The sequence below is a fragment of the Sediminibacillus halophilus genome, from assembly GCF_900103695.1.
Taxonomy (GTDB): Bacteria; Bacillota; Bacilli; order Bacillales; family Amphibacillaceae; genus Sediminibacillus; species Sediminibacillus halophilus.
The window spans coordinates 71,734-84,895 of the sequence record NZ_FNHF01000003.1 but is presented as its reverse complement, the minus strand read 5'-3'; the positions used below and the strand labels follow the sequence as shown (position 1 = coordinate 84,895).

General features: G+C 46.4%; 9 protein-coding genes. All 9 read right to left on the bottom strand.

Annotated elements, in window-relative coordinates:
• Positions 1-3: 3 nt before the first annotated feature.
• A complete protein-coding gene (locus tag BLR82_RS11015) occupies positions 4-1,314 on the bottom strand; it encodes a YycH family regulatory protein (protein ID WP_175486793.1) in 1,311 nt (436 codons plus the stop codon).
• Positions 1,315-1,322: 8 nt separating this feature from the next.
• Positions 1,323-3,152 (bottom strand): cell wall metabolism sensor histidine kinase WalK, encoded by a 1,830-nt coding sequence (walK, locus tag BLR82_RS11010; protein WP_074599306.1) that lies wholly within the window; start codon positions 3,150-3,152, stop codon positions 1,323-1,325.
• A 6-nt stretch (positions 3,153-3,158) separates the two neighbouring features.
• Positions 3,159-3,863 (bottom strand): response regulator YycF, encoded by a 705-nt coding sequence (gene yycF / locus BLR82_RS11005; protein ID WP_074599304.1) that lies wholly within the window; start codon positions 3,861-3,863, stop codon positions 3,159-3,161.
• Between the two features lie 180 nt (positions 3,864-4,043).
• The gene (locus BLR82_RS11000; RefSeq protein ID WP_074599302.1) at positions 4,044-5,471 is read right to left on the bottom strand and encodes a M23 family metallopeptidase; all 1,428 of its coding nucleotides are present in this window, start codon (positions 5,469-5,471) and stop codon (positions 4,044-4,046) included.
• Positions 5,472-6,059: 588 nt separating this feature from the next.
• Positions 6,060-7,346: an adenylosuccinate synthase gene (locus BLR82_RS10995; protein WP_074599300.1), complete on the bottom strand. Its 1,287-nt coding sequence runs from the start codon at positions 7,344-7,346 to the stop codon at positions 6,060-6,062.
• A gap of 276 nt (positions 7,347-7,622) precedes the next feature.
• Positions 7,623-8,999 carry a replicative DNA helicase gene (gene dnaB / locus BLR82_RS10990; RefSeq protein WP_074599298.1) on the bottom strand — a complete coding sequence of 459 codons (1,377 nt, stop codon included), beginning with the start codon at positions 8,997-8,999 and terminating at the stop codon, positions 7,623-7,625.
• A gap of 116 nt (positions 9,000-9,115) precedes the next feature.
• A complete protein-coding gene (rplI, locus tag BLR82_RS10985) occupies positions 9,116-9,562 on the bottom strand; it encodes a 50S ribosomal protein L9 (protein WP_074599296.1) in 447 nt (148 codons plus the stop codon).
• Positions 9,559-11,532: a DHH family phosphoesterase gene (locus BLR82_RS10980; protein ID WP_074599294.1), complete on the bottom strand. Its 1,974-nt coding sequence runs from the start codon at positions 11,530-11,532 to the stop codon at positions 9,559-9,561. The genes rplI and BLR82_RS10980 overlap by 4 nt, the downstream gene beginning before the upstream one ends.
• 30 nt (positions 11,533-11,562) lie before the next feature.
• Positions 11,563-12,507, bottom strand: coding sequence for a YybS family protein (locus BLR82_RS10975; protein WP_074599291.1), 945 nt, complete (start codon positions 12,505-12,507; stop codon positions 11,563-11,565).
• Between the last annotated feature and the right edge of the window lie 655 nt (positions 12,508-13,162).

The window sequence follows — 13,162 nt, the reverse complement described above, 5'->3', positions numbered from 1 at the left end:
GGCTTATTCCTCCCCCAAGCCGGACATTTCGCTCAAATCCAGCTCGCTCCAGCCAGTCGTGTCCTGTTTGAACCAGGCTGGCACTAACCGGATTGAAATGCCTTCATCTACCAATTTGTAACCGAGGGCAATATCCTTAATACTGCCGCTGCCTTTGGCATCTTCTAAATAGCCGGCGATTTCCTCACCACTCGGTAAATCCGGCGGCTCTCCATAATCAAACGCTTCGCCCAATTTGAACAACGGGCGGTCATATTTATAAGGCTGGTTACGCCAGGTTATTTGAATGGTAGCCTGCTTATCATTTTGGCCGAAAACCGGATACTCGTTATAAACAAGCCGGTACGTCACTTCATTCCGCTGCACATTTACATTGTATAGCTGATACTCATCGTTGGCAGAGTTGGTCCAGCCTCTGTGGGCATTGAGAAAATTGATGGTTTGGTTGACCAGTTCCGAGCCCTCGATAGTGCGGTTTTCCGGAAGCGGATTGACGTATTCCATATACTTCTCGCTTTCATAGGCCCGAAGCTCCCGGATACCGTCCGAGTAGGAAGTGCCGCCGCTCTCCAATCGATTTGATGTCATGACTTCCCGGTTTGTGAACAAGTTGTTGAGCAGCGGATCTAGATCGGAAATCGTGGTAAAGGTATCGACTGAAAAAGTCAGGTCATTAATTTCCGGTTCCCCCTGTGGGATATAAATCGGTGCCCCAGCGCCTTCTGCATACTCAATATAATTGATTTTACCATCCATATCGGCATATTGGTCCAGCACATCAGCCGCCCCGGCATTCTGCACCTCTGCGTGAATACTCATCTTTGCTTCCGTATTGTAGAATACCAATTCGACGGTACCACTATTATTTTCGTTCAGAAAAATCCGATCAAATGAACCACGTTGTACTTGATTGATGTTGTTCTCTTCCAAAGTGAACAAGTCTCTTATCGCTCCAGCCGGCACCTCCAATGGATATATCAGCTGGACAGAATAGTCATCACTGTCAGGCAGTTTCTGATCGGTCTGGATTCCCTGGTCGAGGCCGGTAAGCGACCACTCCTGGATTTCCTGGTAAAATGCTTCCTGGTCACCTCTGTTTTCAAACGATGAGAAAATGCCATTAGCTTGAAAAATAACTTTTGATGGTTCAATAATGCTCTTCTTGCTTTCCTCGTGGCCGGCCTGCAAAGGTTCATCAGTATAGTTGCTTTCCACATTTTCTGTCTCATCGTAATTCGGTTTGTAATTCCAAATTCCCAGAGTCAGCAGCAAGCTGGCCGCAATCAACGCCGACAAGCCCAATGTTTTTATCATTTCGAGCCTCATCTTTTGTCACCTCCGCTTTTTTTGATAAGCGGCAATGTGAAATGGACAGTCGTCCCCTTGCCTTCCTTGCTTTCTGCCCATATGTGGCCGTGATGGGCTTCGATGATTTCTTTGGCGATTGCCAGGCCGAGCCCTGTCCCGCCAAGATTTCGGGAGCGGGCTTTGTCAGCCCGGTAGAACCGGTCGAAGATTTTGTCCACCTTTTCCTGGGCAATTCCCATGCCCTGGTCGGTGATCGACACCATTAGTCTGTTGCGGTTGTTGTCTACCCGGAAGGTGATCCTGCCGCCATCCGGCGAATACTTAATCGCATTGGAAATAATGTTATCAACTACTTGGGTCAGTTTATCTTTATCCATCCAGACAAAGAATTCTTTGTTCGGGAGCTTCCGGTCGAGTATGATTTCTTCGGCTTTATTCATTTCAAAACGATCGATGATATGGTGGAAAAACGTGATAAAATCGACCCGTTCCATGTACAGGTCGGTTGCCTTGTTATCCATTTTGGAAAGCTGCAGCAAGTCGTTGACCAGCCGGATCATCCGGTCTGTTTCGTTTTGCGTCACATCCAAAAATTTCGGGGCGATTTCTTTGTCTTCCCAGGCACCATCTGTCAGTGCTTCCAGGTAGCTTCGCATCGTCGTCAATGGTGTCCGCAGCTCATGCGAGACATTGGAGACGAACTCTCTTCTTTCCTGCTCGACCTTTTCCTGCTCCGTTACATCACTGATGACGGTGATAAAGCCGCCAAAATTGCCGTCTTCATCCTGTATCACCGAAAAATTCGCTTTGATTAAAAAGAATTCTTCGTCATCACTGAAGTCGATGGTGACCGATCCAGTGTCAGCCTGCATATCATCATCGATTTCGTCTTCTAAATGCAGTACCTCGATCAACGGCTGTCCCTTCACTTCTTCAAAGTCTTTGCGAATCAGCTGCAGAGCCGGTTCGTTCATCAAGGATACTTTTCCTTCCTTGTCCGTCGCAATGACTCCGTCCGACATATTGGACAAGACGGAACTCAACTTACGGCGTTCTCCCTCTGTTGTGTTATGGGCTTGCTTCAATTTGTCGTTCATATCATTAAAGGTCATTGCCAGCTGACCGATTTCATCGGTGCCATATACGTTGACTGTTTGGGAAAAGTCTCCGGTAGACATAATTTTGGCCTGTTTCCGCATTTCGGTAATCGGCTTGGTGATGGTACGCGCGACCAAAATCCCCAAGACGATGGAAATGGCGATAGCAATTACGGTTCCTCTGGCAAAAATATCATTGATATTGCCCATTTGATCATAAACGCCTTCCATCGAGGCTTCCAAATACAGAATGCCGTCCGGGTCGTCCTCGCCACCTATCGGCAACACGCGCACCTTCATCCGCTTGTTGGTCTCAGGGTCCCGCATTGTAGTGTTTTCTTCCACACCGAAAATCAATGCCCGAGTGATTCGCGGATCTCCCGTTTTCCTGCTGCCGATAATATTGCTGTCAATTTCATTTTTAGCTCCGATAACCCGATACTGCCTGTCCAATACTTGAAGGGTAGAAAAAACGCTGCTATCGACCCGATCGAGAATGTTCTGGACATCTTCTTGCAAGGTCGGACCTTCTTCATCTTCACTTCGTTCTTTCTGAAAAGCCTGTTCCAAATAATAACTTAACCCTTCAATTCGTTCTTCCACCGTATCGTTTAAATTCTTTTTTAAATTTTCTTCCAGCCGGATGGCAAAATAGGATCCAATCACTTGAATTGCCAGTAACAGCAGCAAAATATAGATAAGGACAATTTTAAATCGGATCGACTGGAAAAAACCGACTTTCTTCATAAAGCATTACTCCTGTTCAGGGTTACGCAAGTAATAGCCGACACCTCTTCTGGTCACAATCCAAACCGGCGTGCTCGGGCTGTCTTCGATTTTTTCGCGCAAACGACGCACTGTCACATCGACCGTGCGGACATCCCCGTAATAATCATAACCCCATACTGTTTCCAGCAAATGCTCCCTTGTCATTACCTGGCCGATATGTCTCGCCAAATAATGCAACAGTTCAAATTCCCTGTGGGTCAATTCCACTTGTTCGCCGTTTCTGGTAACTGTATAAGCATCCGGATGGATCACCAGGCTGCCGATTACGATATCTTTATTGGCCCGGCTGTTATCTTCGGGCACCACTTGTTGCCTGCGCAAGTTCGCTTTGACTCTGGCAATCACTTCCCGATTGCTGAAGGGTTTGGTTACATAGTCGTCCGCTCCCAGCTCGAGACCAAGCACCTTGTCAATTTCCGCATCCTTGGCGGTGATCATGATAATCGGCATCGTATGGTTCTTACGGACTTCCCGGCAGACTTCATTGCCATCCTTGTTCGGAAGCATAATATCAAGCAACAATAAATCCGGGTTTTCTTTATTGGTCAGTTCGATTGCTTCGTCCCCATCATAGGCACATACGACCTGATAACCTTCTTTTTCTAAGTTGAACTTCAGTATATCTGCAATTGGTTTTTCGTCGTCTACCACTAGAATCTTTTGACTCATTATGCCACATCCTTTTCTCGTTCTTTAATAGGTTTATTTTAACGTACTTTGCGTTGTCTGTCCTTTTTCCCGATAAAAGCAGGACAATTTGCCAGAACAACTTCTTCCTGTACAAAAGCCCTTGTCATCATTTTGACAAGGGCTGCATTATTTTGGTAAGTGGTGAATCATACTATTCTATTAAAAAAGATTTGCCGGGTTCTGTAGTGCCCCGTTCTTATATACTTCGAAATGTAAATGGACCCCGGTTGAATCACCAGTCGAACCCATTACTCCTATTTTACTACCTTTCGCTACGGTTTGTCCAGTTTTCACCCGGATTGAAGCCAGGTGCGCATACACTGTACGATAGCCATTTTGATGGTCGATGACAACTTTGTTTCCATAGCCGCCACTGTTAAAGCCTGCCGAAACGACTACCCCATTGTCAGCCGCCAGAATGGAACGGTTGCTGACACCGGCAATATCAATTCCTTTATGCTGCTTTCCCCAGCGATGTCCCATTTGACTGGTAATCGTGCCGCCGACTGCCGGCCATTGCAGCGATCCGCTTCCATGGGAGGTCTCCACCTTGGTACCTTTCACGACGATTTCGTCGGTCGGTTCCTTTGTCGTTGTTTCTTCCAGCATTTTCTGCTCGGAAACTTGTCCGTTCACTTTTTTCACTGCATAACGTACTTGTTTGCTGCCCTCTTCGCCTTCTTGCTTGACTTCCGATTCACCTTTGTAAAGCGAGTCAGATTCTTTCACTTCTTTTTCATAAGGAATTGCTTCTTCCTTTTCTGTTTCTTCGGAAACAATTACCTGTAAATAGGGCTCCCGCTTGGCAACATGGATATCCTGGTCGATTTGCAGCACCGATTCTTCTGTTAATTCCGGATTTAGTTCGAGCAGGTCATCGATGTCCATATCGTACTTTCCAGCGATTTCGCCAAGCACTTCTCCCTCATTTACAGAATGGACAGTATCTTTTAGCGTGCCTTTTTCCAACTGTTTCAATCCCTGTTTCTCTGACAGCATGTCGTCGGGGTCTGCTTTAGCTTCCGATACCTTCACATCCTCGGACAGTTCTACTCCTGTCACCAACGTCTTGCCGTCATTCGTGGGAACTTCGGATTCACCGTCCGCCAGCTTTTTCAGCACTTCTGCATCGACAAACCTCTCTTTATAAGAGGTAAGAACCTGCTTTGCTGCTTGTTCGCTTTTGAAAAAACCAAGCTTTTCATCGCCGATCACCAATTGAAAAGCATCGATGTTGACGGTGAGTTCGTCCTCCAAGGTTTTGACCACTTGTTTTTCTTCTGTCACAGGCTCAAACACCTTCTCGGGAACGAAAGAAATCTCCTCGCCCGTGGTCAACGAATAACCCTTGTAATCATCCGCATGTTCCGCCAGTACCTTATCGACAGTTTCATCAACCGTTTGCTTATCTGCTACCGTTCCGACACTTTCACCGTCCATGTACACGTGATAAACGGTGTCTAAGTCGTCCTCTGCTGCCTGTACCACTTGAAAAGATAGCGCAAATCCTGCCAGAGCGGCAGCTGCTGTGGTGAACCATTTATTTCGGCGTCGTTTCGTTTCTTTATGTAAAGCTTGTATCTTCATTTGCAGGGTCCTCCTAAACGCGTTACCTGATTCCGAATCTATTTTTCACTCTCTTAATCTACCATAGGAGCAAATCGGAAGATACCGAATCAGCAGGATGTAACGAAACTGTATAAAAGCTGGTAAATTCCGCCTATGCGTGAGTATTATGGTTCACTTTTGTGTAAAATGTAACTATTTCTATCTCTTTTAATGGTAATATTTGGTTGTTGTGTTGCGATTTTGTTACATGATCAAGGAGTTTATTGGAGAATATTGGCGGTATTGGTTTTATTTTAGTGCTTTCGGGGAATAAAGAAGGTTATTTGACTTACATTGTTTCTCGGTTCAAGGTTGTTTTTTATTAGAGACCTGCACTTATCGTTGCCAGGCAGGGCTTTTCTAAATAGCGGGCTTTCCTTACAGAGCTACGGGCATCCTACGTGAATTCCCGCCAGAGGAAAGCCACCAGCCGCCTGCGGGTATATTGCTGTGGCGAGCCCAATTTATGCTGAAAAGCAAAAAAATCACCAGCGTTCTATTTCACGCTGGTGATTTTATAGAGGGAGATTCTCAGAGAAGTCCCGTCCATTCTGTATTCATGAACATTTAGCTGTAAACACTGCGGACAACATTCGTCTGTGTCCGGTCAGGACCTACCGAAAAGACAGACAATGGTATTCCGGTCAACTGCGAGATCCGCTCTAAATAATGCCGGGCATTTTCCGGAAGCTCATGCAAGCTTCTCACACCGGTAATATCCTCTGTCCAGCCTGGAAGTTCTTCGTAAACCGGTTCGCAGTCCGCTAGGTCCTTCAGACTTGCCGGGAATTCATGGATGGTTTCGCCTTTGTATTTGTATGCTGTGCAAATTTTCAGCGTCTCTATGCCTGTTAATACATCCAGTGAATTCAAGGACAAATCGGTAATGCCGCTGACACGGCGGGCATGACGTACAACAACGCTGTCAAACCAGCCGACACGGCGTGGACGGCCTGTCGTTGTACCATATTCCCTTCCTGTTTCGCGAATTTGGTCGCCGATTTCATCGTGCAGTTCGGTCGGGAAAGGACCGTCACCGACACGGGTTGTATAGGCTTTGGAGACGCCGACCACATGATTGATCTTAGTCGGTCCGACACCAGAGCCGATTGTGACACCGCCAGCAATCGGATTAGAGGAGGTGACGAATGGATAGGTGCCTTGGTCGATGTCGAGCATAACCCCTTGTGCTCCTTCGAATAGCACGCGACGTCCGTCATCCAGTGCTTCATTCAACACAACCGATGTATCACAAACATATTTTTTAACCTGCTGGCCGTACTCGTAATATTCGTCCAGAATGTCTTCCACAGCGATAGAATCTGTTTCATACACCTTCTCGAATAAACGATTTTTGTCTTTCAGGTTTTGCTCGAGCTTGTCCTTAAACGCATCCTTATCGAGTAAGTCGGCGATTCGGATACCTACACGGGCTGCTTTGTCCATGTAAGCTGGACCGATGCCTTTTTTGGTCGTGCCGATTTTGTTGGCGCCTTTTTCTTCTTCCTGCAGGGCATCCAGCTTCAAGTGATACGGCAGAATGACATGCGCCCGGTTGCTGATGCGCAAATTATCGGTAGAAACACCCTTATCATGCAAGTATTGCAGCTCTTCAACGAGCGCTTTCGGATCGATGACCATGCCGTTGCCAAGTACGCAAATCTTATCATCGAAGAAAATCCCGGAAGGAATCAAATGCAATTTATACGTAATTTCGTCAAACTTGATCGTATGTCCAGCATTGTTGCCGCCTTGGTATCTGGCCACAACTTCTGCATTTTGTGATAGAAAATCTGTAATTTTACCTTTACCCTCATCGCCCCATTGGGTTCCGACTACAACTACTGAGGACATATAGGCACCTCCGCCAACTAAATTATATTTACTATGTGCATAACATAGTAAGTTTATCAATCCCCATTTACAATGTCAATGAAATATACGAACATTATAACTTAAAACTCGATTTTCGTTCGTGAAATTGGGGGTCAGTCCCCACATTCATGCCAAAACGGGGACTGACCCCTTGCTTTTTTGAGGAGGTTGAAGTATACCCGTGGAAACATCCGTTTCTTTAGAAAAATTTTGGGCAAAACAAAAAAGCAGACGATTCGTCTGCTTTTTCCATTCTTAGCCCCCAACTGCACCGACTGGCGGTATGTCGCTTTCCTGGTAACGATGATCCAGGTCGACGAATTTGTTGTATTCTTTCACAAACGCAAGCTCTACGGTTCCAACCGGGCCGTTACGTTGCTTGGCAAGAATGATTTCAATGATGTTTTGTTTTTCCGATTCCTGGTCGTAATAGTCATCACGATACAGGAACCCGACAATATCGGCATCCTGCTCGATACTTCCGGATTCTCGCAGGTCGGACATCATCGGTCGCTTATCCTGGCGGGATTCTACCCCACGGGATAGCTGCGACAATGCAATCAGTGGTACGTTCAGTTCACGGGCCAATGCTTTTAAGGAACGGGATATTTCTGATACTTCCTGCTGCCTGTTTTCTTTGGAATTGGCGCTTCCCTGGATCAGCTGCAGGTAATCAATCAGAATCATGCCGAGACCGTGTTCCTGCTTCAGCCTTCTGCATTTACTGCGGATTTCACTGACACGGATACCAGGTGTATCATCGATATAGATTCCGGCATTGGACAGGCTTCCCATTGCCATGGTCAGTTTGCTCCAATCCTCTGCCTCCATCTTTCCCGTTCTGAGCCGCTGGGCATCGATGTTCCCTTCTGCGCAAAGCATACGGGAAACCAGTTGATCTGCCCCCATCTCCAAACTGAAAATGGCAACATTCTCGCTTGCATGAATGGCGACGTTTTGGGCAATATTCAAAGCGAATGCCGTTTTACCCACCGACGGACGTGCTGCGATGATGATTAAATCATTCCGCTGAAATCCTGATGTGATTTGGTCCAAATCCCGGTACCCGGTAGGTATTCCGGTAACAGACCCATCATTCTGCTGCAGCTGTTCAATATTATCATAGACATCGATTAGAACGTCCTTGATATTTTTAAAGGCTCCTGAATTGTTTCGCTGGGAGACTTCCAAAATACTTTTTTCCGCGTCGTTCAAGACGTCGGCGACTTCGTCTTCTTTGGAAAAACTATCGGTTACGATGTCTGTCGCAGTCCGGATCAGTCTCCGCAAGAGTGCCTTTTCTTCTACAATTCTACTATAATACTCGATATTGGCGGCCGTAGGTACAGAGTTTGCCAGATCACTTAAATACGAGACCCCGCCCACCTCATCCAGAATTTTCGCATTGGACAGAGCCGTCGTAACCGTGACCAAATCAATTGGTTCTCCTTTGTCAGACAAGCTCGTCATCACTCCGAATATTCGCTGGTGACCCGCACGGTAAAAATCATCCGGGAGCAATATTTCCGCAGCCCTTGATAACGCCTCAGGCTCTAAAAAAACCGCCCCAAGAACGGCTTGTTCAGCTTCGATATTGTGCGGCGGCGTCCGATCGGTCCATTGTTCATTCATACAGCATCTTTTCCTCCTTTAATTGGAAAAGGAAGCGAGCTGCCGCCTTCCCCGGCAGACAGCCCCTTCTTTGATGACTACCCATGATGTAGTTGATTCGATGCAGCAACCGATTTTCAGGCTTCTTTTACGTGTACTTTAACGGTTCCGGATACTTCCGGATGCACTTTTACCGGTACGTTGGTATAGCCAAGTGCCCGAATCGGTTCATCCAGTTCGATTTTACGCTTATCAATTTTGATTTGATGGTTTTTTTTCAGTTCTTCGGCAATCTGCTTACTGGTGATCGAGCCGAATAGACGGCCGCCTTCTCCTGATTTCGCCGTCAATTCAACGGTCAGATTTTCCAGCTTTTCTTTCAGTTGTTTTGCCTCTTCTACTTCATTCTGCTCTTTTTGTTTCTCTTTGTTCTTTTTCGCTTCCAAGGCCTTCATATTACCTGAAGTCGCCTCGACCGCCAGATTATTTTTCAAAAGATAGTTGCGGGCGTAACCGTCCGAAACATTCTTGACTTCGCCTTCTTTTCCTTTTCCTTTTACATCTTTCAAGAAAATTACTTTCATTCTTCAGCTCCCCCTTCAAAATATTCATCTATAATTGCTTTCAGCTGTTCTGTTGCATCCTCGACAGAGGAATCATCCAGCTGGGTAGCAGCATTGGTAAGATGGCCGCCGCCATCCATTCTTTCCATGATCACCTGAACGTTGACATCGCCCAGCGATCTGGCACTGATACCGATCCGTTTATCTTCCCGCTCCGAAATAACGAACGAGGCGACGATTCCACTCATCGTCAGTAAGGTATCGGCAGCCTGGGCAATTACCACCGGCCCGAAGGTTTCACCTGGATCTCCTGTTGAAATGGCAATGCCGTCGCGATATATGTGCGTATGTTCAATTAAACGACTGCGCTTGACGTAAATATCCAGATCCTCTTTCATGAACTTCTGGACCAATACGGTGTCAGCTCCCTTTGATCGTAAATAGGAAGCAGCATCAAATGTACGGGATCCCGTCCTCAAGGTAAAGCTTTTCGTATCGACAATGATACCCGCCAGCAATGCCGTGGATTCCAGCATATTCAGCTTCAGGTTTTTCGGCTGATATTCCAGTAATTCCGTCACCAACTCTGCCGTAGAGGAAGCATATGGCTCCATATAGACGAGTGTCGGATGATTAATAAATTCCTCTGCCCGGCGATGGTGATCGATAACGACCACATGCTCCGTTTTACTGAGCAGCTTTTCCTCCGCCACCATTGATGGTTTGTGGGTATCGACGATGACAAGCAGCGTGTTTTTCGTCACCGAATCCAACGCCGTATCCGGATCCATAAAGTGGGATCGGAGTTCTTCATTTCCGTTGATTTCCTCGACCATCCGCTGGACACCTGTATTGACATCGTCCGGATCCATCACGATGCTACCCTCCACATCGCTTGCCTGGGCAATTTTCAGGATACCGATCGCTGCCCCGATCGAGTCCATGTCCGGCGCTTTGTGTCCCATAATCAGCACTTTATCACTTTCCCGTACGAGTTCTGTCATCGCATGGGAGATCACCCGCGCACGAACCCTGGTCCGTTTCTCCATCGGGTTGGTTTTTCCGCCGTAAAAGCGAACCTTCCCGTTTTCATCTTTTATCGTAACCTGGTCTCCACCGCGGCCAAGAGCCAGATCAAGACTCGACTGAGCCAGTTCACCTAGTGCCGGCAGGGACACACCGCCGAGCCCGACCCCGATACTCAACGTCAGCGGAACGTTTTTGTCGGAGATCAATTCCCGTACCTCATCCAGTATTTCAAACTTGGTTTTTTCCAGCTGGTTGAGAATTTGCTGATTCATCACAGCCAGGAAACGTTCTTGCGATATTCTTTTTAAATAGATGCCGTAATCATTCGACCATTCGTTTAAGATCGACGTTACTTTTGAGTTGATTTGGCTTTTGGCCGTATCATCCATTGCCTGTGTGATTTCTTCGTAATTATCCAGAAAGATAATACCCAGGACAGATTGTTCATTATGGTAAAGGTTTTGAATTTCGGTCTGTTTCGTACGGTCAAAAAAGTACAGCAGCCGCTCTTCCTTTTTGATCATTACTTGAAACTTGTAATCCTCCATCGACAACCAGATTTCGTTGTTGTCTTCTTTCACTTTTAAAACGAGGTCATCAGAAAGATCATTCAGCGACTTCCCGACAAGAGAGTCTTCCTCCTTCAGCCTGTTCATGTAAGGATTGGTCCACTCAATGGTGAAGTCCTCACTATATAGCACAATACCAATCGGCATCTCGAGAAGGGCCTCTTCCCCTACCTTCTTGACCCGATAGGAAAGCGTCGAAATGTATTCTTCTGTATCGTTGATCATCTGCTGTTCCTGCCTGTAACTGTAGTACAGCGAAGCAGCCAAGAATACTGTCATAATCAAGCCGAGCATCCATTGGTAATACCAAAGCATCCCTAAAAAAACGAAGGACAAAATGTATATGAACCATAAATGACTGCCTATTGTCGGCTTTTTAAATAATTCTGGCATGAAAGTCAGCTCCTAAACCCTTTTCTGAGCTTATTTTTTATCAAAATTGATCCGGTCTCTTAACGAGAATCCTAAATCAATTATACCGAAGATTCGCAGAAGATACAGTCCTATAAAAGGAAAAAGAACGGTTAAAACGATAACAATAATTGGTACTGCCACCGACATTCCCTTCTGTTTAACGTAAAAGAAAACAAAGGACAGTCCCTGCAAAGCAACCAGTAGTCCGGCAAGGTTGGTGACGTTGACAGCACCTATATGCCAAATGCTGTCCGGATCACCGCTCACCCATGTGACGACCAAGGCGGCAAAATAGATCCACACCAGACCGACCGGCAGCCGAAACTGTCGGAATGGCGGAAAACGCAGCGTTGTTTTCTCCAACCATCCGATAACTCGATAGCCGATCCATTGACTGGCTAATCCTAATACCAGCGCCATCACCACTAAAATCACCGGCAGCAAATTGACAATTTGCCGCATTTGCTCCAGCAAGTCATCAACATTTTCCTGGTTGAAGTCCATGCCCAGATCCTTCAGCATTGCCTGGCTTTGGGCGATCGAATCATTGATGGCCTGGTTCATTTCCTGGACAATATTGATTTGGAACAAACCTTGCACCGCCAAAAAAGTGAGCAAGAGACCGATCACAAATCCGACGGTCCCCCTTGCCCATGTTTCATAGGCTGTGAGCCGCTGATGGATTGCAATCCCTGTCATCAATCCTCCGATTCCCGTCAGTAATACAAGCGGAAGCGAATAATAGGTCAAAAACAAAGACGAGGCTAGTGCCAGGAGTACAAATAAACCGGCAGCCCGTTTGCCCCCAAATCTCGCCGCAAATACGATGACGGGAACAGGGAGTAAAAATAAGGTGACAATTTCAATGATTGGTACGAATAATGTAAGAAACAATACGAGTAAATAAAGGACAGCTGTAATAGCTCCCTCTTTTATGACGTTTTGCGATGTCATGGCGGCACCTCTAATCCTAATTCGGTTATTCTTCCATGATAACACGGCTGTACAGGAGCGTTGAAATCAGCATCTGCTCACCTTTTGTAAGAAAAAGCACAGCTCAAGCGCTGTGCTTTTCTGTCTTATCAGGAACGGATTCCTTTTCCGCTTTTCAACCGGAAAACCCGTTTAACTCATAATTCTACTAACTGATTATAAACGAAAAAAGGGTGTTTTTACAAATCAAACTACCTCTTTGCCAGGTCTGTTAACAAGAGTCGCTTCCTTTCTGTCTTTTCCGACTACTAGTTTACTTCCGGCAATATTCCTTGTAAGCTATTTTAATAAAAGCGTTTCTTTAAGATTGTTTGTTCTTGAAGTATATACTGCGGATTTCATATAGACTTCCTGCCGTCCTTCACTCGTTGAGCTGAAATGCGGCACTGCGGAGATACCCTGCGCTTTCCGCGGGCGGTGAGCTTCCACGAGCTGACGTTCTGTGGGAGCTCACCCATGCCTTTCCTCCCGCTGGAGTCTCCGGGTATTTCCTTTCGCTAGAACAGCATCCTGTTTAGAAACAGGGGATACTAGCTCCCATACCAAGCTGCAGAAAATGTGCGAGCCTCCAGCGGGAAAAGAAACAGTCTGAAGACTCCACTGCATAGGTCTGCGT